Genomic DNA, 22,500 nt, shown 5'->3' on the forward strand with positions numbered 1-22,500 from the left:
TGCCTGTCGGGAAGCATGACCGTACGGCGTGTCCCGATACGCCGGCCGGCCCCGCTGTCCCCCACTGGAGGGAGATGCAGCATGACCGGATTTTCCCATTACGACGCGACCTTGCCGACCATCCTGACCGTGCCCGGCCTCGGCGGCTCCGGGCCTGCGCACTGGCAGACCTTGTGGGAGGAGGCGCGGCCCGATACCGTCCGCGTCGAGCTCGGCATGTGGCACACGCCGCATCGCAACGCCTGGGTGACGAAGCTCGACCAGGCGATCGCCCGCGCCGAAGCCCCCGTCATCCTCGCCGCGCACAGCCTCGGCTGCCTCGCGGTGGCGTGGTGGGCGGAATTGTCGCCGCAACCCTATGGCTGGCCGGTGGCCGGCGCGCTGCTCGTCGCGCCTGCGGACGTCGACCGCCCGAACGCGCCCGACGAATTGCGCGGCTTCGCGCCGACGCCGAAGACGCCCTTGCCCTTCCCCTCGATCGTCGTCGCATCGAGTGACGATCCGTGGATCACCATCGACCGCGCGCACAGCCTCGCGGCGCAATGGGGCAGTCATTTCGTCGATGCCGGGCCGCAGGGCCATCTCAACGCCGCGAGCGGGGTCGGCTGGTGGCGCGAAGGACAGGAACTGCTCGACCGCGTGATCGCCGCCGGCACCGACGGGCACGGCCACGCCCGCTCCCCCGGCGACGCCCGCTCGATCCTGGCGATCAACGCGACCGACGCCGCGCAGACGCACTATCTCGGCCGATAGCTATCCCGCGACGGGCGCAAACGGATTCACGATCTGGACGCGCCCGTCGATGACGAGGCCGTCGTGCATATCCTCGGAATAGAGCGTATCGCACTCCGCCGTCAGCGCCGCCGCGGCGATCATCGCATCATAGACCGACAGGCGATAGCGTTCGGCGAGGCGCAGGCCGAGGTGGTGGAGGTCTGGCGTCAGCGTGATGACCGCCGGGCAGCGAAACGTCACGGCCTGTGTCGCGCGGGTGATCTGCTCCCAGGTCCATCGCCGTTTGCGCAGCAGAACATTGGCCAGTTCGTTCAGCGACTGCACGCTGATCGCGCCGCCATCGTCCAGCAATCGCGATGCAACGGCGCCCCGCGCGTCCTCGTCGAAGGTGTAGACGAGAATATTCGTATCGAAGAAGGCGCGGGTCACCGCGCGTTCGCTTCCTCCCGATCGAACTTATACCCGGGCGGGAGCGGGTTGGTGCCGCGCAACTCGCGGATCGTGTCCATCGCCCACCGCCGCTGTTCCTCCGTCACAGGAATGGTAATCGGATTGGATTTGGCGACCTTTACCTGGTCGCCCTCATGCAGCCCCAGCGCCGCGACGACATCGTCGGGCACCTGCACCACATATCCGTCTGCAGTCTTCTCGAGCTTCATGGTTCTTCACATACCACGAAACCGGCCGCCGTGCGAGCGGCCGGTCGTGGCCTCCACCGTCAGCGCTTCGCCTCGAACGTCAGCAGAGACGGCTCCGCCGGCACCCCGTCCAGGCTCTTGAAGTTGCGATAGTGTGCGCTGTTGAAGCCCACCGCATAGGCCTGTCCGGCCACCGCAGTACATTGCATCGTAAAGCTGCGCCCATCCGCCGACCGGCGCGGCGTGCCGTCGCATTGAGGATAGGCGCCGCGGTCGGACGTCACGAACGAAAAGTCCCCCGGCTGCATCGGTCGATCGAAGGTGACGCCGAGCGTGAACGGCCCCGGCGCGATCGTCGCGTGCATCGCCGGCGTCGTCGTCACCACATAGGGTACGTCGGCGGCGCGCCGGTAGAGATAGGCGACGAACGCAGCCCCCTGCCCCGTGTCGTCCCCACCCACCGAAAAGCTCGATTCGCTGGAAAATCCCAGCGTCCGCACGCCGAAAAGGGTGACCTGCTGCACCTCCAGCAGCGCCGCATTGGCGGTGTCGCCCGGTGCGATCCGCCCGGCCACCTCGCACAGATCCGTCGCGCACAGGACGCGCAGGCTGTTGATCCCGTTGATCCTGCCGAACCGGTTCATCAGCCGCGTTTCCGCCGGCGCGGCCCAGCCGGCGTCACGCGCTTCCCGGCGCACCTTCGCATGCAGTGCCGCCGCGTCATGGGGCTTATCCACCACCAGAGAGCCGAGCAACGGATCCGCCGTCTGCCCCCGCTCCTGCTGCCAGCCGATGCCGCCCAGCAGCACTGCCGCCGCCGCTATGCCGATTTCCAATACCATCGGACGCACCCCTTTCCGTGTCGTGCCCGCCGCACGCTGCGGCAGGTCCGGCACGGCCTCTGGCGGCACGGCGGCGGCAGGGGCCACCCCAATTTTTGCGTCACAATTTTCTTGGGCGGCCAGCGCGCGGGCGAGATCGCGGCTGCTGCCCGCGCCCGTCTTGCGCCGCGCCTCGCGCAGCCGCTCGTTCACCCCGTGGACGCTGAGGCCCAGCGCCGCCGCGGCCGTCTTGACGGTATGCCCCGCCGCTAGCAGCGCCAGAATCTGCCGTTCCGCCTCCGTCAATGAGGCGAAGCGGCCCGACTCAGACACCGCGGTCCTCGCGCGGGTCCGCCTCCAGCGCCCGGCCCTTCGCCGTCGCCGCCTTCATCGCGCGGTACATGCGCACGTTGACCGCGATCAGCACCACGACCGCCAAGCCGATGATGATCGCGGCCTTCAGCGGTCCGCTCACGCGCGCGCGCCCTCGTGCACGCCCGCGCTGTTATGGCGCAGCGCGGTCAGCACCGTGCTAACGATATGGTCGGCGTCGAGCCCCGCCTCGGCATATTGCTTCTCGGGCTTGTCCTGATCCTGGAACGTGTCGGGCAAGCGCATCGTGCGCAGCTTCAGCCCGCCGTCGATCAACCCCTCGTCGCTCGCCAGCGTCAGCACGTGCGCGCCGAAGCCGCCGACCGCATTCTCCTCGATCGTCACCGCGACCTCATGCGTGGTGAGCAGGCGGCGGATCAGCGCCTCGTCCAGCGGCTTGGCGAAGCGCAGGTCGGCGACCGTGGTCGACAGCCCCTTCGCCTCCAGCGTGTCGGCGGCCTTCAGCGCCTCCTCCAGCCGGGTGCCGAGCGACAGGATCGCGACCGTCTTGCCCTCGCGCACGATACGGCCCTTGCCGATCTCCAGCCGCTCCGGCACCTGCGGCAGATCGACGCCGACGCCGGCCCCGCGCGGATAGCGCACCGCGATCGGCCCGCTGTCGTGCAGCGCGGCGGTGTGCGTCATATGCACCAGCTCCGCCTCATCCGCCGCCGCCATCAAGACGAAATTGGGCAAAGTCGCCAGATAGGTGACGTCGAACGACCCGGCATGCGTCGCGCCATCGGCACCGACCAGCCCCGCGCGATCAATCGCGAAGCGCACTGGCAGATTCTGGATCGCCACGTCATGCACCACCTGGTCGTAGGCGCGCTGCAGGAAGGTCGAATAGATCGCGCAGAACGGCCGCATGCCCTGCGCCGCGAGCCCCGCCGCAAAGGTGACGGCATGCTGTTCCGCGATCCCCACGTCGAACGCGCGATCCGGAAACGCCTTGGCGAAGCGATCGACGCCGGTGCCCGACGGCATCGCCGCGGTGATCGCGACGATCGTCGGATCGCGCTGCCCTTCCTTCACCAGCTGGTCGCCGAACACGTTCTGATACTGCGGCGGCCCCGGCGGCGCCTTGGCCTGCGCACCGGTGATGACGTCGAACTTCTGCACGCCGTGATACTTGTCCGCCGCGGCCTCGGCGGGGGCATAGCCCTTGCCCTTCTTGGTCACGACATGGACCAGGATCGGCCCTTCCTCGGCATCGCGGACGTTCTCAAGGACCGGGATCAGATGGTCGAGGTTATGCCCGTCGATCGGCCCGACGTAATAGAAGCCCAGCTCTTCGAACAGCGTCCCGCCCATCGTCATGCCGCGGGCGAATTCGTCGGTCTTGCGCGCGGCATGATGGAACGGCCGCGGCAGGCGGCGGGCGAAGCGCTTCAGGATGTCGCGCACGCCCAGAAATTCGCGGCTCGACACGATGCGCGACAGATACGCCGACAGCCCGCCCACCGGCGGCGCGATCGACATATCATTGTCGTTCAGGATCACGACCAGCCGGTTGCCCGCCTGTTCGGCGTTGTTCATCGCCTCGTACGCCATGCCGGCGGACATCGACCCATCGCCGATCACCGCGATGCCGCGCCCGGGCGTGCCGGCCAGCTTGTTCGCCACCGCAAAGCCCAGCGCCGCCGAGATCGAGGTCGACGAATGCGCCGCGCCGAACGGATCGTATTCGCTCTCACTGCGCTTGGTGAAGCCGCTGAGGCCGCCCCCCTGGCGCAACGTGCGGATGCGGTCGCGCCGCCCGGTCAGGATCTTGTGCGGATAGCATTGGTGCCCGACGTCCCAGACGAGCCGGTCGCGCGGCGTGTCGAAAACATAGTGGATCGCGGTGGTCAGCTCGACCACGCCCAGCCCCGAGCCGAGGTGGCCACCGGTCGTCCCGACGGCGGAGATCGTCTCCTGCCGCAGCTCGTCCGCCAGTTGGCGCAGCTGCTCGGGCTTCAATTTTCGCAGCTCTTCCGGGGTGTTGACGGTATCGAGCAGCGGAGTCTCAGGGAGTTCGGCCATCCCACCCGTCTACGCGCTTCGCCATCGGCTGTCGATTGGCAGCGCGAACCGGGCTCAGTCGCAGTCGGCGCAGCGCCCCCGCACCTCGATCACGGGACGAACCGGTGTGAATCCAGCAGCTTGCGCGGCAGACCGCACCCCGCGGGTGACGCTGTCGTCGTCCAGATGCACGGTTCGTCCACAGGAATCGCACACCAGAAAGATGCAGTCGTGCAGGCAATCGGGATGCGCGTTGGCGACGTAAGCGTTGGAGCTTTCGACCTTTCGCGACAGGTTCGCGGCGACGAACACGTCGAGGATGCGATAGATGCTGTTGGCGGCCACCCGCCGCCCCTCGCGCTGCGACAGCGCGTCGGCAATGTCATAGGCGCTGGCCGGCTTGTCGAACGCCGCGAGCGCCGCGAACACGCTGGCGCGCATCGGCGTCCATTGCTCGCCCGCTTTTTCCAGCGTCGTCTGCGCGGCCTTCATCAGGTCGTCGCCTTGCGGCTCGTGGTGATCGTGATGCGCGTGGCTGGCCATGCTGCTGAAATAAGGTGCGCTCGCCCGCGCGGCAAGCGGCGTCAGTGCCCGGCGCGGCGGTTCAGGTCGTGGCCGAAGGCGAGCAGGCCGACGCCGATCACGGTCCACAGCGTTTCCGCGCCATGGCCGCCCTCATGCGGCAGGCTCATCGCGCCCGCCATGATCCCCAGACCGAACGAACCCATTGCGGCGGGCATGATATAGCCATGCTCCATCACCCCCCGCCCCAGCGCCACCGCGCCGAGCAGGATCGCGATGCTGAGACCGATCTCATGGAACAGCGGATTGAGCAGCAGCCCGCCCGCCGCGGACAGCATAGCGAGCAGCACCGCACTCGCGATGCAATGCACGACGCACAGCCCCGACAACGCGATCGCCGCGCGATCGAGCCCCGCCCAGCCGAAGCTGCGCACGACCGAGGTCGTATGGGAGTGAGTCCTATGGTCCATCCGAGCCGACCATCTAGGCGCAGCCGCGCTGCGTTACAACATTACATCTCCGAATTTTACGGCGACGAGCAACGCCGTCACTGCGGCGCGCCGGGCGGGGCGAGCCGGATCACGCTATCGGGCTGTACCGACTGGATTCCCGCAACGTGCTCCAACCGTCGCCGTAACGCCGCGCCGTCCTGTTGGCGTCGGGCCGTCACCGCGAATCCGCCGATGGTCGCGTAGGCATACAGGATCCTGCCGCCCGCGCGCTCGATCCTGCGCTGCACCCTCGCCCGCTTCGCGGACGTCGCGCAGTCGCACGACACGATGAACGTCGATGGGGCGGTCGCGCCGTTCGCCAACGGCCGGGCCGGCAGCGGCGCGGGCACGCATGCGGCAGCCACCAGCAGCGTCGGGGCCCACCCGCGTCCGACCGGAATCGTCATGCCATCGTCCTTTCTGTGATGCGGCACGATGCTATCCGCCCCGGCTGTACCGGCAATGAAGCCGCACGGCGCCGTCACCCCGCCGCATAGGTGACGCAGGCCATCACGCCGATCCCCGCCATGCTCGCCAGTCCCGCGCCATAGCCCCGCGCGCCGCCGCGGCTGCGCGGCAGCAATTCGGACGCACCAATGTACAGAAAGCCACCGGCGAACAGCGCGAGCAGCAACGACAGGTGATGCGCGTCGATGCGGATCGCCTGCCCGATCGCAACGCCCGCCAGCGGCGCAGCGGCATTGGCGATCAGCCAGCGGTGCGCCCGCTCCGGCCGGCACGCGGTGGACGACAGGCCGATCATATTGGCGCCGTCCGCCATGTCGTGCGCCAGCACGGCCGCCGCCACCAGCCAACCGGTCGACTGCGACACCTGAAAGGCAAAGCCGATGCCCAGCCCGTCCATCAGACTGTGCAGCGCCAGGCTGACGCGCCCCACCATCGCCCCTCCTGGCAACCGGTGGAGCAGGATATACAGCGCCATGCCGATCGCGACCGCGCCGAACACCCATTCGCTCGCGCTCCCGCCGCCCTCCACCGCCTCGGGCAGCAGATCGAGCAACGCCAGCCCCACGACCATCCCGCCGGTCAGGCCGAACAGCAGGTCCTGCCGACGCCCAAACCGCATGGCGAGCCGCCCGCCGGCATAGGTCGATCCGGCGGCGGCGATCCCCAGCAGATACGGCACCAGCATCACCGTGCCGCCCCCGTCGTCCCGAACGCCAGCGCGCCCGGTATTTGCACGTCATCGTGCATCGTCACCTCCATGATACAATGTATCATGCGTTAGGTTCGGTCGGAGGCCTTGTCCAGTCGGTGGTGGACGCGCAGGCGCAGAACCGGCGATCGGTAGCCCATGCCATCTTAAATTCCTCCCCCGCCAGGGGGAGGTGGCATGCCGCAGGCATGACGGAGGGGGAGGTCAGGGCAGCGCTTCGTTATCAGGGACGTCCCTATCCGCCCCCTCCGTCACCGCCTTCGGCGGCGCCACCTCCCCCTGGCGGGGGAGGAATTATCGTACAGTTCCTGCTTCGATCGATTCGCGCGTCATGCCCCGTGGCACCCCCGCCCTCACCCCGCCTACGCCGCAACCGGTTGCGGCGACGCGTCACCCTCGTCCGCAAACAGCCAGGCCCGCGCCTCGTCCTTGTCAGTGAAGAACCGGAACTCGGGCCGGTTGCGCGTCGCGCGGACCGCCTGCATCCGCGGCATGACGTCGCCCGTGTACATGGCCACCCGCCGCGATCGGACGATCGGATTCTCCATGATCTTGGTCAGCGCGGCGATGACCTCCTGGCTCTGCGTCATCGCACCGGTGTAATCGCACAGGCTGATCGGCGCCCGCCCGGTCGCCTGGATACGACGCCCCGCTTCGGTGACCGCGCGATGGAAGTCACTGATGGTCTCGAGCGTCCAAAAGCCGAAGATTGTACTTTCGAAACAGCCGCGTTCGATGTCTACCGTTACGTTAAACATCGAAAACTCCTGCCCCATCCTGGACATGGTCTATCGCGATTTGGTTACGGGAACGTGCATGTCCTATCGGAACGCAAAATATCGCTGTCCTATTTGGGAAAAAGCGTGAATAGTCGACATATGACTGATTCGATCCGGCGCGATTCGTTGCCGGCATCCTGTTCCGTCGTAGGACGTCCCTCGCCGCTCCGGTCGATCCGCCCCTTCGCATGGGAGGGCTTCGGGACACACCGTATCGTCCACTTCGTCCACTTCCACGCTCGTTTTGGCGGTTTCGACGCCGCTGGTCGGCGGTCGGGAACAGGCGTATGAGCCTCGGCATGCTTCAACCCAGCGCCGCTTTCCTTTCCCGTGCCCGCCCTCGCAGCGTGGCGCGATGGCTGTTCGTCGTCGCCGGCCTGATCGTCGCGATGGTCGTGATCGGCGGCATCACCCGCCTGACCGAATCCGGCCTCTCGATCACGCAATGGAAACCGATCAGCGGCATCATTCCGCCGCTGAACCAGGCGCAGTGGCAGGCCGAATTCGACAATTACAAACGCATCCCCGAATATGCCGCCTTCAACCGCGACATGACGCTCGCCGGGTTCAAACACATCTTCTTCTGGGAATATCTGCACCGGCTGTGGGGCCGGCTGATCGGCATGGCCTTCGCGCTGCCGCTGCTGTGGTTCGCGGTGCGGCGCCAGATTCCGGCGGGCTATGGCTGGCGCCTCGGCGCATTGCTGGCGCTCGGCGGTTTTCAGGGCGCGATCGGCTGGTGGATGGTCGCCTCGGGCCTGTCGGTCCGCACCGACGTCAGCCACATCCGCCTCGCCGTCCATCTGCTCACCGCGCTGACCATCCTGGCCGGTATCGTCTGGACCGCGCTCGACCTCATGGCGCTGCACCGCGATCCCTCGGCCCCGCCAGCACGGCTGACGCGCACCGCGGTGCTGGCGCTGGCGGTGCTGGTTGTGCAGCTCGTCTACGGCGCGTTCACCGCCGGACTCGATGCCGGCTATGCCTTCGCCAGTTGGCCGCTGATGGGGGACGCGCTGTTCCCCGCGGGCGTGCCGATGGTCGACCCGGCGTGGCGCAATGCGATCGACAATCCCGTCGTCGTCCAGTTCTTCCACCGCTGGTGGGCGTTCGCCACCGCCGCCGCGCTTGTCTGGCTGGCGATCCGCGCGACGCGCAGCGGATCGAAGGCGGGTCTGTGGGTCGTGCTGCTCGTGACGCTGCAGATCGTGCTCGGCATCGCCACGCTGATGAGCGGCGTGCAGATCGACATCGCCGTCGCGCATCAGGGCAATGCCGCGCTGTTGCTGATCGCCACCGTCTTTGCCGCGCATGCGATCGGGGGCCGCGACCGCCGCTTCGCCTGAGCGACAGCGGCCTGTGGTATTATTTTACCCGTCAGCAAACCCGCTGTTTGCTTGACTTTCGCAGGCCCCTCCCGCATTGGCACGCTCAACCACGCCGCTTGGAAACAGGCGGCGTGTCTCGTTTCAAACCGAAAGGTCTCGCCCATGAAGGCGCTCATGAAGACCACCAAGTCGGCCAAGCCGCATGAGGTGGAAAAGAAGTGGCACATCATCGACGCCACCGACCTCGTCGTCGGCCGTACCGCGTCGATCATCGCCAACATCCTGCGCGGCAAGCACAAGACGTCGTTCACCCCGCACGTCGACTGCGGTGACAATGTGATCGTCATCAACGCCGACAAGATCCGCTTCACGTCGAACAAGGCGGCGAAGAAGGTCTATTACAAGCACACCGGCTATGCCGGCGGCATCAAGGGCATCACCGCCGCCAAGGTCCTCGAAGGCCGCTTCCCGGAGCGCGTCCTCGAAAAGGCCGTCGAGCGTATGATCCCCCGTGGTCCGCTCGGCCGCGAGCAGATGCGCAACCTGCGCATCTTCAAGGGTTCGGAGCATCCGCACGAAGCCCAGAACCCTGAGGTTCTCGATATCGCGGGCATGAACCGCAAGAACAAGGTGGGCGCGTAATGACCGACAATCGCCAGTCCCTTTCCGACCTCGCCTCGCTGACCCAGCAGGCGGCCCAGGCTCCCGCCGCCGCTCCGGCGACCAACGGTGCCGCCAATGGTGCCGAGGGCGAAACCGCCGCGCCGGTGCAGACCCAGCCGACCACGCCGCTGCGTCAGCAGGAACTCGACAAGTTCGGCCGCGCCTATGCGACCGGCCGTCGTAAGGACGCCGTCGCACGCGTCTGGCTGAAGCCGGGTTCGGGCAAGATCACGATCAACGGTCGCGATCAGGAAGTCTATTTCGCGCGTCCGACGCTGCGCCTCGTCATCAACCAGGTGTTCGGCATCACCGAGCGCGAAGGTCAGTATGACGTCGTCTGCACCGTCAAGGGCGGTGGCCTCTCGGGTCAGGCCGGCGCGGTCAAGCACGGCATCAGCCAGGCGCTGACCAAGTACGAGCCGATCCTGCGCTCGCCGGTCAAGGCCGCTGGCTTCCTGACCCGCGACAGCCGTACGGTCGAGCGTAAGAAGTACGGCCGCGCCAAGGCTCGCCGCAGCTTCCAGTTCTCGAAGCGTTAATCTGCGGGCGGCTTTGGATTGTTTCGGCAATCCAAAGACTCGCCACGGCGGCCAGCGAAGGCGGCATCACCGCCTTCGTCTGACGTCACGAACTTGCTCCGTGACGGCACGGCCCGAAGCCAAAAAACGAAAAGGCGGCCCGGCAACGGACCGCCTTTTCGTTTTCCTCAGAACAGCTTACGCACCGACAGCTTCACGATCCGCCCATACCAGTCCAGAAACGACGGCTGGAAGGCATAGGGCGTCGCCCCGGTCCGGTCCCGAACCTGCACCCGGTTGTTGAACAGGTTCTGCACGGTAAATTGCAGCGTCATCCTCTTCGTCCAATCGGCCTTCGGCGCCAGCTTGGCGGCATCGAACGTCGAATAGAGCGAAAAGAACATCCTCGGCGAAAAGCGCAGGTCGGCGCTCGGAATGTCGCTGCGGATCCGGGTCGGCGCCTTCCACAGGCCAAAGATGCCGCCCTGCACCGCCCCCACCGAACCGCCGATCGCCCCCTGTGCCTCGAACCGCGACCGCTCCTGCACGCTGCTCACCCCATCGCCAGCCAGCGCGTCGAAGACCGGCTGACCCGGTCGCAGCCTCACCTGATCGTCCAGCCGCAGCGTCGCGGTGACGAAGCTGTACAGCGACGGCCGCTGGCGTGGCGGCGGCGGCGGCGGGGCGGTGCTGCCGGCCGGCGCGGCAGGGGGCTTGGGCACGGCGCCCAGCGGCGTCCACAGGTTGATCCGCCCCTCCAGCTTGCGCTCCCGTTCGAAGGCGACGTTGATCGGCCGCAGGTCCGCCGTCAGCAATTGGCCGTTCGCATCGCGGCGAAACCGTTCCGGAAACGCCGCGAGCAGCGCCGGGCTGCCCCGGACGATGTTGACCGTCTGATCGTCGATCCGCGTCTCGATATAGTTGAGCGCCAGCCGCAACTCACGAGCCTTCATCGGCTTCCACGTCGCCCCCACTGTGCTGACGCGCCGCCGCTCCGGCGCCAGATCGGCATTGCCGCCACTCGTCAGGGTGACGAGCGCATTGGTGCCCGTCGCGAAGTCGAAGAAGGCGACGTTGGTGATCGTGACGACCGGCTGGGTCAATTGCGCAATATCCGGCGCGCTCTGCGTCACGTTCAGCGACGCGGTGACCTGCACCGGCGAAACCGGAGTCCAGGTCAGCCCCAGATAGCGCGACAGCAGGCTCCCGTAGTCCGATACCGATGATACGCCCAGCGTCGCATTGGCCGACAGCGTACCGATCGCGCCCAGCACACCCCGCTCCCGCGATGCGATCGGCAGATCGACGTTGGCGCTCGCGCTCCGCACCGATCGCGTCAGGCTCCGCGTGGTCCCATCGCTCCCAGCCAAGGTGCCGTTGCTACCGGTGCGGGCATAATCCGCGGTCAGCGTCATCCGCGCCTCCCCCGCCGGCAGTCGCGCCACGGGCCCCGTCGCCGTCGCATTGCTCGACAGCGTCTCCGCGACGGATCGGCTGCGGCTGGTCAACCGGGTCGCGACGTCCTGCGCCGCAAAGCCGCGAAACGGATCGGCACCGGCCGTGATCGCCGCCTGGACGCGTGTCAGATCCATGCCCTGGTCGAGCATGAAGCGGGTGAGCGCCCGGTCGTAATTGCCGGTGACGGTCCACAGCCAGCGCTTCACGCTCCCCTGCACCGTACCGCCCGCGTGCAATTGCAGGCCCCCGCCCGACTGGCGCAGGACGCCGGCCTCCGGCAGATTGCGGTACAGCAGGACGTCGGTGCCGAAGGGCGAATACGGGTTGCTCCCGGGGACGCGCAGCACCGCGGTGGCGAGGCCACCCGGTCGCGACCCGCCCTTGGCGTCCATCGACAGGTTGAGCGATGCCGTCACCGTCTCGCCGATCGGTACGGCCTGCGTCGCGTTAATCTTAACCTCGTCGTTCGATTGCAGCGCTCCATACGGCGCCATGTCGAACCGCCGTGGCACGTTCGCCGCCGCGGCATAGGCCGACAACAGACCACGCCGGGCCGGATCGAGCGGCACGGGCGCCACCGTCACGCGTTGCCCCGCCAGCGCGCCGAGCGTCGGCGACAGGCTGGCCCCGCCGATCCCGGTGACGTTGCCGGTCGGATCGAACAGGCTGTCGGGATCGGCGAAGGTCGGCCGCCGCGCATAGGGCAACGCGTCCTGGTGGAGATATTCGATCGTCGCGACGAAGCGCCGGTCGCGATCGATCCGCGTCGGACTGAGCGACAGCGTCGCGGCGCTGCCGCCGCCATCGGTCGTGGTCGACGCGCTCTGCTCCACGGCCAGTGCCCGGAAATGCGGCTTCGTGATGAAATTGACGAGCCTTACGGTCGGCGGAAAGCCGAAGCGCGACGCCTCCGTTTCGGGCAACACCTCGGTCCGCTCGATCGCCTCGGGCGGCAGCGTCTGCACTTCCTGATAGCCGGAGATGCGGCGCCCGTTGAGCAGGAACACGGGATCGGCGCCGCTGGCCGATGTGGTCAGCGGCTTCAATTGACGCAGGATATCGTCGATATTGGTGCCGAGCGTCCGCAATTGCCCGGCGTCGAGGACCGCAACCGGCTCCACATCGCCGATCGCCGACCCACGCGGTCGCTTGCCGGTGATGACGATGTCGCCCGTCTTCCCCTCGTCCGCCTGCGCTGCGGCGACACCCGGAACCAACATCGCAACGCCAGCGAGCACACGCAGACAGCCAAGACGCGAGTCATGCATGACCGCTTCTCTCCCCAAAGCCCGGCCGCGATGCTCCCGACCGCCCCGATGTCTGGCAGGCAATTGCGGTGAAAGATTGGTCAGAAGCGGACGATACGTGTGCCCAGCCGCTCCGCTTCGTCGGGGTCGTGCGTCACCATCAGGATCGGCAGGCGAACCTCATCGCGAACGCGCAGGATCGCCTCCATGATCTCGCCCCGCCGCGCCCGGTCGAGCGACGACAAGGGTTCGTCGAGCAGCAGGAAGGCGGGATTGCTGAGCAGGGCCCGCCCGATCGCCACCCGCCGCGCCTCCCCGCCCGACAACGTGCCCGGCCAGCGCCCCAGCAGATGGCCGATGCCCAGCATCGCAACGGTAGCATCAAAGGCGCTCTCGTCCTTCGCGCCGTACAGCAGGTTCGCGCGCACCCGGCGGTGCGGGAACAACCGCGGATCCTGAAAGACATAGCCCGCCCGCCGCCGCTCAGGCGGCAGGTCGATGCCGGCCGCCGCGTCGAACACCACCGTGTCGCCGACCACGATCCGGCCTGCGTCGGGGCGCAGCAGGCCGGCGACCATGTTGAGCACACTAGTCTTGCCGATGCCGGACGGCCCGAACAGCACCGTCAGCCCTTCCCCCACCGCCAGATCGATCGCGACGCGCGTGTCGCCCAGCGTCTTGGTGACGCGCACTTCAAAGGACATGCAGCCCCCGTCGCACACGCCGGGTGAGCAATTCGGACGCCAGCAGCGCGATCAGGCTCAGCGCCACCGCGATCCCCGACAGCCGCCACACGCTTGCCTCCGCCCCTGGTTGCTGAAGGGCCGAATAGATGGCGAGCGGCAGCGTCTGCGTCTGCCCCGGCACGTTGGAGACGAAGGTGATCGTCGCGCCGAACTCCCCGATCGAGCGCGCGAAACCGAGCACCGCGCCCGCCAGCACGCCAGGCAGGCTGAGCGGTAGCGTCAGCGTCCAGAACACACGGGCAGGCCCCGCCCCCAGCGTGCGCGCCGCGCTTTCCAGCCGCAGGTCGACCGCCTCGATCGACAGCCGCATCGCGCGCACCATCAGCGGCATCGCCATCACGCCCGCGGCGATCGCCGCCCCGGTCCAGCGAAACAGCACGCTGACCCCAAACCAGCGCTCGAGCAGCGCGCCGGCGGGGCCGTTCGGACCGAAGGCAATGAGCAGCAGCCACCCCGTCACCACCGGCGGCACCACCAGCGGCAGGTGGACGATCGCGTCGAGCAGCAATTTGCCCGGAAACCGCCCGCGCGCCAAAGCCCAGGCCAGCGCGAAGGCGACCGGCAGCATCGCCGCCACCGCCACCCCGCCGACGCGCAGGCTCAGCCCGACGATCCCCCATTCCTCCGCCGATAGCATCAGCGGGGCAGGAACCCGTAACGGCGGAAGATCGCCTTGCCCGGCGCGCTGATCAGGAAGCGGCGGAACCGCTCGCCTTCCGGGTTCGTCGATCGGGCGAGGCGCGCGATCGGATAGGTGACGGGCGGATGGCTGCTCGCCGGAAACACGCCCGCGATCCGCACCTTGGCCGACGCCTTGGCATCGGTGGCATAAACGATCCCCAGCGGCGCGGCGCCGCGTTCGACCAATGTCAGCGCCGCGCGGACGCTATCGCCGCGCACCACCTTGGGCACGACCGCACTCCACACGCCGAGCGATTTCAACGCCGCCTCGCCATATTGGCCCGCCGGGACCGGAGCATCCGCCATGGCGAGCGGCCCCGCGCCCAGTACCCGCGCCAGCGCGGCGGGTGGACGCACCGGGATGCGCACCGGATTGTCCTTCGCAGCGACCACCACCAGCTGGTTGCCGAGGAAGGTGACGCGGCTTGCCGGCACGATCAGTCGCTTCGCGGCGAGCGCATCCATCCATTGCTGGTCTGCCGATACGAACAGGTCGGCGTCACCCCCCGCCTCTACCTGCCGCGCCAATGCGGACGATGCGGCGAAGGAGATGACGGGCCGCGGATGGCCTCGCTTCGCCCAGGCGTCGGCCGCGGCGGTCATCGATTCCTGCAAACTGGCGGCTGCCAGCACCAGCGGCGGCTTGGCCTGCGCGATCGCCGGAGCGGCAGCGAGCAGCGACGCCAAAAACAGCAACGGACGGATCATGCAGGCTCCCTAAACGCGTGCAACCGTTCGTAAACCTCGCGCGCCGGGAAGGCGATGCCATTCTGCCGACGTTTGCCGGCTCACGGCACGACAGTCTATCGAGACATCGCCATGTCGGCCGCGCGCACGGCATGCATGAATGCGTCGAGCTTGGCAGCGTCGAGATGACCGTCCGTCCGCACGCCTGAGCACAGGTCGAGCCCATATGGTCTCACCTGGCGGATCGCCTCGCCCACGTTGCTCGCGGACAGGCCGCCGGCCAGAAAGACCGGACGCGTGCTCGCGCGGACGAAGTCGGCGCTGATCGCCCAGTCATGCGCCCTGCCCGTGCCGCCCAATTCGGCGATCGTCGCATTCGGCCGGCCGGAATCGAGAAGGAATGCGTGGACGTACGGCGAATACAGGGACACCATGTCGAGGGCTTCGCGCCCCTCGACGTGGATCACCTGTACCCGACGGACGTGGGGAAGCCGGTCCGCAAGCGTACGGGACTCCGCGACATCGATATGCGATACGATTTGCACCGTCGTCGGCTGCGTGCGCGACACATGCTCCGCGATCGCCTCCGCCGTGGTCTCCGACGTCAGCAGGAACGTGGCGACGGGCGGCAGGGCGGCCGCCGTGATGTCGGCGATCCGATCATCGGGGATCGGCCCGGGACCTGATGGCATACGCGCCACCAAACCCAATGCATCCGCCCCGGCGGCGATCGCCATATCCGCTTCGTCACGTGACGCGATGCAGCACACCTTTACGCGTGTTCGGAACACAGCGCGCGCTCCCTCACCCCGCCTGCACGCGGCCGGTGCGTTGCAGCTTGCCCCAGCCGACCATCGGCCCGCGCATCGCCTGCGTGATCGCCTTCAGCACGACGTAATACATGATCTGGCGATAGCCGACGCGCTGCGGGATCAGCAGCCACAACAGGCTCCACTTCTCGCGCCGTTCCAATGCGAAGGCGACCGTTGCCGCCAGCAGGTCGATCGTCGTGAACACCGCCCAGAAGGTCAGCATCGTGTAGACGTCGTGGCTCGTCTGCGCCCAGCCGTGCGCCTGCACGTCGAGATAGGTGACGACGAAGCTGACCAGCAGCGCCAGGTCGATGATCGGGCTGATCGCGGCGAGCAGGATCTGGAACACGATCGCCTGCGGCAGACCGACCCAGCCGAGCCCCCGCGGATGGCTGCTGCCGATCGCCGAGCGATGCTTCCACAGGCATTGCAGCGTCCCGAATGCCCAGCGGAAGCGCTGCTTGGCGAGCGCGCGGAACGTCTCGGGTGCCTCGGTCCACGCCACCGCATATTGATCGTAGCGGACGGCCCAGCCCGCGCGCTGGATCGCGATGGTGAGGTCCTGGTCCTCGGCCAGCGTGTCGTGCGGATAGCCGCCGACCTGCTGGATCGCCGCCAGCCGCCATGCGCCGACCGCGCCCGGCACCACCGTGATCGCATTGAGGCGCGCGAACGCCCGACGCTCCAGGTTCTGCGCGGTGATATACTCCAGCGCCTGCCACTTGGTGACGAGGTTCACGCGGTTGCCCACCTTGGCATTGCCCGCGACCGCGCCCAGCTTCGGATCGTCGAACCAGCGGGCGAGGCGCGCGATCGTCGTCGGTTCGAACTGGGTGTCGGCGTCGAGCGCGATGACGATCTCGCCCTTCGCCTGCGCCAGCGCGGTGTTGAGCGCACGCGCCTTGCCGCCGTTTTCCAGCGTCAGCAGGCGAACGCGCGGATCGTCGCCGAACGCCTCCGCCACGACGGCGGAGGTGCGATCCTTCGACCCGTCGTCGATCACGATCACCTCGATTGCGACATCGGTGGAGGCGAGCACGCCGCGGACCGCGCGTTCGATCACGCGCTCTTCGTTATACGCCGGGATCATCACCGTCACGAAGCGCGTGGGGTCGATCGCCGGGAACACCTCACGCCCCTCGCGACGCGCCTGGATCAGCGCCAGGGCCGACAGCGCGAGCGCGCGCAGGATGCCGACGGTGATCGCGATCGCGAACATCCAGTGCAGCGCGACGACGATGAAGCCCAATGCGCTGAATAGCCCGAGGTCGACACGCGCGGCCAGCTGATCGCTGGCGCTGATCGGCGGCATCGACGCATTGCGCGACAGGCCGGCGAGCGTCGAGACGGGCACGAAGTGATAGCCCATCGCCCGCAGCCGATCGATGATCACCGGCAGCGCCGCGACCGTCTCGGCACGATTGCCGCCGGCATCGTGCAGCAGGATCACATTGCGGCTGCAATCGACGGGCGAATCGTTGGTGCAATTGGCGGGACCATCCGTGACGCGCGCGATCGTGCGGTCGATGATCGCCTGCACCCCCGGCCGCTTCCAGTCGTCCGGATCGACGTGCAGACCCACCGAGACATAGCCACGGTTCTGCGCCTGGAGCACCGGCCCCAGTTCGTCCGCGGTGCTCGGCTCGGCATCACCGAAATAGGGCGCGCGGAACAGGCGCAGCGATCGGCCGGTGAAGGCCTGGAACAGGCGCTGGTTGGCATTCAGCTCGAACAGCACCTGCCCCGGCGACGAGGTCGCGAGATTGGGGTGGGTATAGGTGTGGCTGCCGATCTCATGGCCTTCCATGATCATCCGCTGCAACAACGGCCGCTGCGTCAGCGCATTCTCCCCGACGATGAAGAAGGTGCCGGGGGCATGTTCGCGCTTCAGCACGTCGAGGATCTGCGGCGTCCACTTGGGGTCCGGTCCATCGTCGAAGGTCAGCGCGAGCAGCTTCTTGCGATAGCCGGTACGGTCCACCTCCAGCGGTGCCGGCAGGCGATCGAAGCGCACGTCGGTGATCGCGCCATTGGGGCCGGTGACCACGGACCGCTGGCCGGTGACGGGCGTGCCGGCCACCTTCAGGATTTCGCCCGGTCCTTCGATGTCGACGTCGGTGCCCGCGGGGATCGTATCGATGACGCTGGCCGGCGGCAGCGTGCGATGATCGCGGCCGAGCAGCTTCCACACGCTGGGGTCCTCGGCACCCAGGCGCCACAGCGCGATGCTGCCGATGCCCGCGCGCTGCAGGAAGGTCATCTCGTTATAGGCGGACGCCGCATCGAGCAGCCAGACGACATGGCTCTCGTCGCCTTCCTTATAGGCGAAGCTGCTGTTGCCGCTGACCGGGTCGAAGGTCGGGACCGTGCCCGAATCGCGCGCAGCCTGCCACGCTTCCTCGACGCTCATCGCGTCGTTACCCGCCGGCGACCAATTGTAGGCGTAGGAACCGATCGCCACGACCAGCTTTTGCGGCGGGATGCCGCGCGAAGCATTGGCGACCTGTTCGACGAACCAGTGCTGCGACGCGATCGGCCCCGGCTCGCCCGACGTTTCATGCTCGTCATACGCCATCAGGAAGATCTTGTCGGTGACCTTGGCGTAGGCGGGCAGGTTCCATTCCGGATTGCCGACCGGCGCCGCGATCGCGACCACCCAGCCGCGCGGGGCGAAGCGACGCTGCGCATCGGCCAGGAAGGCGCGGTAGTTGGCCTGCGCACTGGCAGGCAGATTTTCGAAGTCGAAGAAGGCGCCGCCCGCGCGGTTGTTGGCGAGCCAGGGGACGAGCTTGTCGAGGAAGGCCGCGCGCGCCTTCGGATCGGCCATCAGCGCGGCGGTGCCCTTGCCGTCCCAATTGCCGTTCAGCGCATTCTGGATCATCGGCAACACCACCGGGCGGTGGATCGCCTTGTTCAGGATCGTGCGGCCGGCGGTGTCGCGGAACACGGTAATCTGGTGGTTAGGTCCCGTTACTGAGACCCAGCCGGGGATTACCCAGTCGAGCTGTTCGACATGACGGCGAAGGCTTGCGGCGCTCGACGGGTCCCAAGGCGTGTGGAAGGCGATGGCCAGCGTCGGATTGCCCGATGCCGCGGGCTTGCGCGCCGCGGTGCCGAACAGCTTGTTCTCGTAATAAGCGATGCTGCGCCGCGCGCGTCGCAACACGCCATGCGGCGCCGCCAGCCGCTGGAGCGGTGGCCGTTCGACCTCCACGGGCAGCAGCGGCGCGACCGGGACCGCGCCGATCGACACCGCGAACATCGCGACCGACAGCACGAGCAACAGGACGAACGCGACGACCGCCAGCGTAAACCGCCGTTTACGCCGACCGCTGGCATCGTAGAAAACCGAATTCTGGGACATTGGCGACACTCCGGCGCCCGCCATGCCCGACGATCGATGGCACGATCAAGACGTCAGAATGACAAACCGTTCATGCTGACGACGCCTATTGCTTCGCCTATCCGATTGCGTGCGACCATTACCCGGCCTTTACAGCACGATGCCGTCGAACGACTTGCGCCACCCCGACAGGGTGACTGCCCCTTTTCTCTGCGCTCCGCGATCCAGCGCCTCAAACGGTCAAAATCGTGCTGCCCCGCGTCTCGCCCGCTTCCAGCGCCCAATGCGCGTCCGCCGCGTCCTCCAGCGCGAAGGTCTGACCGATCTCGGGACGGATCGCGCCCGATCGCAGCATCGCATAGAGCCGCTCGATCCCCGCCTGCCGTTCCTCGGGCGTGACGTAATAATCGAACAGCGTCGGACGGGCCACGAACAGCGACCCCTTGGCCGCCAGCACGCCCAGGTTGACGCCCGTCACCGCGCCACCGGCATTGCCATAGCTGACGATCAGGCCGCGCCGCGCGGTCACGGCCAGCGTCCGCTCCCAGCTCGCCATGCCGACGCCGTCGAACACCACCGCGACGCCCGCGCCATCGGTCATGTCCTTGACGCGCGCCACGACATCCTCGTCGCGGTGGAGCAGGACGTGATCCGCACCCGCCGCCCGGGCATGCTCCGCCTTCGCCTGCGTGCCGGCCGTACCAATCACCGTCGCGCCGATCGCCTTCAGCCAGCCGGTCATCAGCTGCCCGACACCGCCCGCCGCCGCCCACACCAGCACCGTCTGCCCCGCCTGCACACGCGCGCAGCGATCGACCAGCGCTTCGACCGTACACCCCTTCAGCAGCATCGCGGCGGCGGTGCGATCGTCGACATCCTCGGGCAGCCGGAAAAGCTGTTTCGCGGCGACGTTGCGTGCCGTGGCATAGGCGCCGCGCGACGGCCCGAACGTGCCGACCCGGTCGCCCACCGACAGGCCGTCGACGCCCTCACCGACCGCCTCGACCACACCCGCCGCCTCGCTGCCGAGCCCCGCCGGCAGGTCGACCGGATAGACGCCGCTGCGATGATAGGTGTCGATATAGTTCAGGCCGACCGCATGGTGGCGCATCCGCACTTCGCCCGGCCCGGGCGGCGGCAGGTCGACGTCGACCCATTCGATCACCTCCGGCCCGCCGGTGCGGGTGATGCGTGCGACGCGTTCGCTCATATGCCGTCCGTCCTTCTCGTGCCCCGCCCCAACCCGCGATACGCGTTTCGGGTTGCAACCGATCCCGGCGCATCGCACTATCGATGCAAATCCGATGGAGAGCGATGCGATGACTGATCCCCTCACCTTCTACATCGACGGCGCCTGGGTGGCGAGCGAGGGTGGCCGCCCCTATGACGTCATCGATCCGTCGACCGAACAGGCAGTGACGACGATCACGCTCGGCACGCAGGCCGACGTCGACAAGGCGGTCGCCGCCGCGACCCGCGCGTTCGAGACATTCTCGCAGACCACGCCGGAGGAACGCGCCGACCTGCTCGACCGCGTGATCGAGGTGTACAAGAGCCGCATCCCCGATCTAGCCAAGGCGGTCAGCCAGGAAATGGGCGCGCCGGTCGGCTTCGCGCAGGCGGCGCAAGCACCCGCGGGCCTCGGTTACCTGATGGGCACGGTGAAGGCCTTGCGCGAATTCACCTTCTCCGAACAGGTCGGCAAGGCGCGCGTCGTCCACGAGCCGATCGGCGTCGTCGCGATGATCACGCCGTGGAACTGGCCGCTCAACCAGATTTGCGCCAAGGTCGCGCCCGCGCTGGCCGCAGGCAATACGATGATCCTCAAACCGTCCGAGGAAGCGCCGAGCTGCGCGATGATCCTCGCCGACATCCTGCACGAGGCGGGTGTACCCGCGGGTGTCTTCAACCTCGTCAACGGCGACGGCCCCACGGTCGGCGCGGCGCTGTCGACTCACCCCGGCGTCGACATGGTCAGCTTTACCGGATCGACCCGCGCCGGCATCGCGGTGGCACAGGCTGCGGCGGCGACCGTCAAGCGCGTGCATCAGGAATTGGGCGGCAAGGCGCCCAATCTGGTGCTGGAGGGCGCGGACCTCGCCAGCGTCTTGCCGCCGACGCTGCAGGGCGTGCTCGCCAATTCGGGGCAAAGCTGCATCGCGCCCACCCGCCTGCTCGTCCACGACAGCCAGGCCGAGGAAGCGGCGCAGGTCGCCAAGGCGATCTTCGAATCCGTGCCCGTGGGCGATCCTGCCGAGATGGGCGCGCATATCGGCCCGGTCGTCAACAAGGCGCAGTTCGACAAGATCCAGGCGCTGATCCAGTCGGCGATCGACGAGGGCGCGACGCTCGTCACCGGCGGTCCCGGTCGTCCCGATGGTCGCAACGCCGGCTATTACGTCCGCCCGACCGTCTTCGCCGACGTGACGCCCGACATGCGCATCGCGCGCGAGGAAACGTTCGGCCCGGTCGCGACGATCACCCGCTACACGGACCGCGACGAGGCCGTGCGCCTGGCCAATGCCACCGAATATGGCCTGTCGGCGGCGATCTCCGGCGATCCGGCGGAAGCGGCCAAGGTGGCGCCGCGCCTGCGCGCCGGCCTCGTCACGATCAACGGCTGGAGCGGCCCGGTCGGCACGCCGTTCGGCGGCTTCAAGCAATCGGGCAACGGCCGCGAGGGCGGCAAATACGGCATCGCCGACTTCATGGAGCTGAAGACGATCGTCGGCGAGCCGGCGTAACGGCCCACATCATCACCGTCATTCCCGAGCAGGCGGGAATGACGGACCTTGGGGCAGCCCTACCGCTTCCGCGCGAACCAGATCGTGTGCATCGCGCCCTTGCCGTTGCTGCGTGCGCGGACGCTCACTTCGTCCACCTCGAACCCGGCGTCGCGCAGCCGTTTGGTGAACGCCGCGTCCTTCCCCGCAGACCACACCGCCAATATGCCCTCCGGTGCCAGCGCCACCCGCGCCGCCGCCAGCCCGCGATTCGAATAAAGCCGGTTGTTCTCGGCGCGCACGAGCCCGTCAGGCCCATTGTCGACGTCGAGCAGGATCGCATCATACGTCCCCGCCCCGATCGCGTCGGCGACATCGCCCATCCGCACCGTCACGCGGGGATCGTCCAGCCCGCCCGCGGTCAGGTCCGCCATCGGCCCACGCGCCCAGGCGATGATCTCCGGCACCAGCTCGGCCACAGTCACATGCGCATCCCGCCCCAATGCCGCCAAGGCCGCGCGTAACGTAAATCCCATGCCGTACCCGCCGATCAGCAGATGCGGGGTACGAGACGCCAGCCGTTCGATCGTCATGACGGCGAGCGCTTCTTCCGACCCGCTCATCCGGCTATTCATCCCCACATTTCCCAAGTAAGGCGCTGATTTCGCTGTCCTGACCATTATATTTCCTATATAAAACATGGTGTTGAAGGCTGCGAGGGGCGCGTTTCATGGATCACCCAGAGGGTGCGGGCT

Annotated in this window: 22 protein-coding genes and 1 pseudogene; 5 read left to right on the plus strand and 18 right to left on the minus strand. The window is 67.8% G+C overall.

Translation table 11 applies throughout. From position 1 onward, the window contains the following. Positions 1-81 precede the first annotated feature (81 nt). Positions 82-753, plus strand: coding sequence for an RBBP9/YdeN family alpha/beta hydrolase (locus ACP7A3_RS16580; RefSeq protein WP_426256665.1), 672 nt, complete (start codon positions 82-84; stop codon positions 751-753). On the opposite strand, the gene ACP7A3_RS16585 is transcribed toward ACP7A3_RS16580, so the two are convergent. From ACP7A3_RS16585 to ACP7A3_RS16630, 10 genes are all read right to left on the minus strand, one after another. Then, positions 754-1,164 carry a PIN domain-containing protein gene (locus ACP7A3_RS16585; RefSeq protein WP_426256666.1) on the minus strand — a complete coding sequence of 137 codons (411 nt, stop codon included), beginning with the start codon at positions 1,162-1,164 and terminating at the stop codon, positions 754-756. Further along, complete coding sequence (locus tag ACP7A3_RS16590; RefSeq protein WP_294313164.1) at positions 1,161-1,394, minus strand: hypothetical protein; 234 nt, start codon at positions 1,392-1,394, stop codon at positions 1,161-1,163. Before ACP7A3_RS16590 ends, ACP7A3_RS16585 begins: the two co-directional genes overlap by 4 nt. Positions 1,395-1,453: 59 nt before the next feature. Continuing rightward, complete coding sequence (locus ACP7A3_RS16595) at positions 1,454-2,527, minus strand: LuxR C-terminal-related transcriptional regulator (RefSeq protein WP_426256667.1); 1,074 nt, start codon at positions 2,525-2,527, stop codon at positions 1,454-1,456. Further along, positions 2,520-2,669, minus strand: a complete 150-nt coding sequence (locus ACP7A3_RS16600; protein ID WP_167509683.1) for a hypothetical protein — start codon at positions 2,667-2,669, stop codon at positions 2,520-2,522. Before ACP7A3_RS16600 ends, ACP7A3_RS16595 begins: the two co-directional genes overlap by 8 nt. Further along, entirely contained in the window at positions 2,666-4,591 is a 1,926-nt protein-coding gene (gene dxs, locus ACP7A3_RS16605; protein ID WP_426256668.1) for a 1-deoxy-D-xylulose-5-phosphate synthase, read from the minus strand. The genes ACP7A3_RS16600 and dxs overlap by 4 nt, the downstream gene beginning before the upstream one ends. A gap of 54 nt (positions 4,592-4,645) precedes the next feature. Continuing rightward, positions 4,646-5,113: a Fur family transcriptional regulator gene (locus ACP7A3_RS16610; protein ID WP_017977944.1), complete on the minus strand. Its 468-nt coding sequence runs from the start codon at positions 5,111-5,113 to the stop codon at positions 4,646-4,648. A 41-nt stretch (positions 5,114-5,154) separates the two neighbouring features. Continuing rightward, positions 5,155-5,526 carry a MerC domain-containing protein gene (locus ACP7A3_RS16615; RefSeq protein ID WP_017977943.1) on the minus strand — a complete coding sequence of 124 codons (372 nt, stop codon included), beginning with the start codon at positions 5,524-5,526 and terminating at the stop codon, positions 5,155-5,157. 113 nt (positions 5,527-5,639) lie between these two features. Next, positions 5,640-5,990: a hypothetical protein gene (locus ACP7A3_RS16620; protein ID WP_426256669.1), complete on the minus strand. Its 351-nt coding sequence runs from the start codon at positions 5,988-5,990 to the stop codon at positions 5,640-5,642. A 74-nt stretch (positions 5,991-6,064) separates the two neighbouring features. Then, positions 6,065-6,736, minus strand: coding sequence for a ZIP family metal transporter (locus ACP7A3_RS16625; RefSeq protein WP_426256681.1), 672 nt, complete (start codon positions 6,734-6,736; stop codon positions 6,065-6,067). Between the two features lie 386 nt (positions 6,737-7,122). Continuing rightward, positions 7,123-7,518, minus strand: a complete 396-nt coding sequence (locus ACP7A3_RS16630; RefSeq protein ID WP_147034936.1) for an STAS/SEC14 domain-containing protein — start codon at positions 7,516-7,518, stop codon at positions 7,123-7,125. Positions 7,519-7,838: 320 nt separating this feature from the next. Between ACP7A3_RS16630 and ACP7A3_RS16635 the strand changes: the two genes are divergently transcribed. The 3 genes from ACP7A3_RS16635 to rpsI all read left to right on the plus strand — a co-directional run bounded on the left by ACP7A3_RS16635 (position 7,839) and on the right by rpsI (position 10,069). Further along, a complete protein-coding gene (locus ACP7A3_RS16635; protein WP_426256670.1) occupies positions 7,839-8,885 on the plus strand; it encodes a COX15/CtaA family protein in 1,047 nt (348 codons plus the stop codon). A gap of 144 nt (positions 8,886-9,029) precedes the next feature. Continuing rightward, positions 9,030-9,509 (plus strand): 50S ribosomal protein L13, encoded by a 480-nt coding sequence (gene rplM, locus ACP7A3_RS16640; RefSeq protein ID WP_017977937.1) that lies wholly within the window; start codon positions 9,030-9,032, stop codon positions 9,507-9,509. Beyond that, a complete protein-coding gene (rpsI, locus tag ACP7A3_RS16645) occupies positions 9,509-10,069 on the plus strand; it encodes a 30S ribosomal protein S9 (RefSeq protein WP_017977936.1) in 561 nt (186 codons plus the stop codon). Before rplM ends, rpsI begins: the two co-directional genes overlap by 1 nt. A gap of 167 nt (positions 10,070-10,236) precedes the next feature. On the opposite strand, the gene ACP7A3_RS16650 is transcribed toward rpsI, so the two are convergent. The 7 genes from ACP7A3_RS16650 to ACP7A3_RS16680 all read right to left on the minus strand — a co-directional run bounded on the left by ACP7A3_RS16650 (position 10,237) and on the right by ACP7A3_RS16680 (position 20,232). Next, entirely contained in the window at positions 10,237-12,774 is a 2,538-nt protein-coding gene (locus ACP7A3_RS16650) for a TonB-dependent receptor domain-containing protein (protein ID WP_426256671.1), read from the minus strand. A gap of 80 nt (positions 12,775-12,854) precedes the next feature. Then, positions 12,855-13,457 (minus strand): ATP-binding cassette domain-containing protein, encoded by a 603-nt coding sequence (locus ACP7A3_RS16655; RefSeq protein ID WP_426256672.1) that lies wholly within the window; start codon positions 13,455-13,457, stop codon positions 12,855-12,857. After that, positions 13,447-14,136 carry a molybdate ABC transporter permease subunit gene (modB, locus tag ACP7A3_RS16660; protein ID WP_426256673.1) on the minus strand — a complete coding sequence of 230 codons (690 nt, stop codon included), beginning with the start codon at positions 14,134-14,136 and terminating at the stop codon, positions 13,447-13,449. Before modB ends, ACP7A3_RS16655 begins: the two co-directional genes overlap by 11 nt. Continuing rightward, positions 14,136-14,888, minus strand: a complete 753-nt coding sequence (gene modA, locus ACP7A3_RS16665) for a molybdate ABC transporter substrate-binding protein (protein ID WP_426256674.1) — start codon at positions 14,886-14,888, stop codon at positions 14,136-14,138. The genes modB and modA overlap by 1 nt, the downstream gene beginning before the upstream one ends. Positions 14,889-14,983: 95 nt before the next feature. Continuing rightward, on the minus strand, positions 14,984-15,658 hold the full coding sequence (locus tag ACP7A3_RS16670) for a phosphoribosylanthranilate isomerase (protein ID WP_426256675.1): 675 nt from the start codon (positions 15,656-15,658) through the stop codon (positions 14,984-14,986). Between the two features lie 13 nt (positions 15,659-15,671). Beyond that, complete coding sequence (locus ACP7A3_RS16675; RefSeq protein ID WP_426256676.1) at positions 15,672-19,043, minus strand: glycosyltransferase; 3,372 nt, start codon at positions 19,041-19,043, stop codon at positions 15,672-15,674. A gap of 211 nt (positions 19,044-19,254) precedes the next feature. After that, the gene (locus ACP7A3_RS16680; RefSeq protein WP_426256677.1) at positions 19,255-20,232 is read right to left on the minus strand and encodes a quinone oxidoreductase family protein; all 978 of its coding nucleotides are present in this window, start codon (positions 20,230-20,232) and stop codon (positions 19,255-19,257) included. Positions 20,233-20,341: 109 nt separating this feature from the next. Here ACP7A3_RS16680 and ACP7A3_RS16685 point away from each other — a divergent pair, with 109 nt between their 5' ends. Further along, positions 20,342-21,766, plus strand: a complete 1,425-nt coding sequence (locus tag ACP7A3_RS16685; protein ID WP_331362278.1) for an aldehyde dehydrogenase family protein — start codon at positions 20,342-20,344, stop codon at positions 21,764-21,766. Between the two features lie 59 nt (positions 21,767-21,825). On the opposite strand, the pseudogene ACP7A3_RS16690 reads toward ACP7A3_RS16685, so the two are convergent. Further along, positions 21,826-22,380: pseudogene (locus tag ACP7A3_RS16690) on the minus strand (spermidine synthase); the annotation flags it as partial. Between the last annotated feature and the right edge of the window lie 120 nt (positions 22,381-22,500).

The organism is Sphingomonas sp. DC5200-1, assembly GCF_049897245.1.
GTDB lineage: Bacteria > Pseudomonadota > Alphaproteobacteria > Sphingomonadales > Sphingomonadaceae > Sphingomonas > Sphingomonas aquatilis.

Bases quoted from the DNA above. Each gene is read 5' to 3' on its own strand.
- rplM (WP_017977937.1), top strand. From the start codon at position 9,030: ATGAAGGCGCTCATGAAGACCACCAAGTCGGCCAAGCCGCATGAGGTG.
- modB (WP_426256673.1), bottom strand. From the start codon at position 14,136: ATGCTATCGGCGGAGGAATGGGGGATCGTCGGGCTGAGCCTGCGCGTC.
- ACP7A3_RS16630 (WP_147034936.1), bottom strand. From the start codon at position 7,518: ATGTTTAACGTAACGGTAGACATCGAACGCGGCTGTTTCGAAAGTACA.
- modA (WP_426256674.1), bottom strand. From the start codon at position 14,888: ATGATCCGTCCGTTGCTGTTTTTGGCGTCGCTGCTCGCTGCCGCTCCG.
- ACP7A3_RS16580 (WP_426256665.1), top strand. From the start codon at position 82: ATGACCGGATTTTCCCATTACGACGCGACCTTGCCGACCATCCTGACC.
- ACP7A3_RS16625 (WP_426256681.1), bottom strand. From the start codon at position 6,736: ATGCTGGTGCCGTATCTGCTGGGGATCGCCGCCGCCGGATCGACCTAT.
- ACP7A3_RS16680 (WP_426256677.1), bottom strand. From the start codon at position 20,232: ATGAGCGAACGCGTCGCACGCATCACCCGCACCGGCGGGCCGGAGGTG.
- ACP7A3_RS16620 (WP_426256669.1), bottom strand. From the start codon at position 5,990: ATGACGATTCCGGTCGGACGCGGGTGGGCCCCGACGCTGCTGGTGGCT.
- ACP7A3_RS16655 (WP_426256672.1), bottom strand. From the start codon at position 13,457: ATGTCCTTTGAAGTGCGCGTCACCAAGACGCTGGGCGACACGCGCGTC.
- rpsI (WP_017977936.1), top strand. From the start codon at position 9,509: ATGACCGACAATCGCCAGTCCCTTTCCGACCTCGCCTCGCTGACCCAG.
- ACP7A3_RS16650 (WP_426256671.1), bottom strand. From the start codon at position 12,774: ATGCATGACTCGCGTCTTGGCTGTCTGCGTGTGCTCGCTGGCGTTGCG.
- ACP7A3_RS16675 (WP_426256676.1), bottom strand. From the start codon at position 19,043: ATGTCCCAGAATTCGGTTTTCTACGATGCCAGCGGTCGGCGTAAACGG.
- ACP7A3_RS16635 (WP_426256670.1), top strand. From the start codon at position 7,839: ATGCTTCAACCCAGCGCCGCTTTCCTTTCCCGTGCCCGCCCTCGCAGC.
- dxs (WP_426256668.1), bottom strand. From the start codon at position 4,591: ATGGCCGAACTCCCTGAGACTCCGCTGCTCGATACCGTCAACACCCCG.
- ACP7A3_RS16590 (WP_294313164.1), bottom strand. From the start codon at position 1,394: ATGAAGCTCGAGAAGACTGCAGACGGATATGTGGTGCAGGTGCCCGAC.
- ACP7A3_RS16685 (WP_331362278.1), top strand. From the start codon at position 20,342: ATGACTGATCCCCTCACCTTCTACATCGACGGCGCCTGGGTGGCGAGC.
- ACP7A3_RS16610 (WP_017977944.1), bottom strand. From the start codon at position 5,113: ATGGCCAGCCACGCGCATCACGATCACCACGAGCCGCAAGGCGACGAC.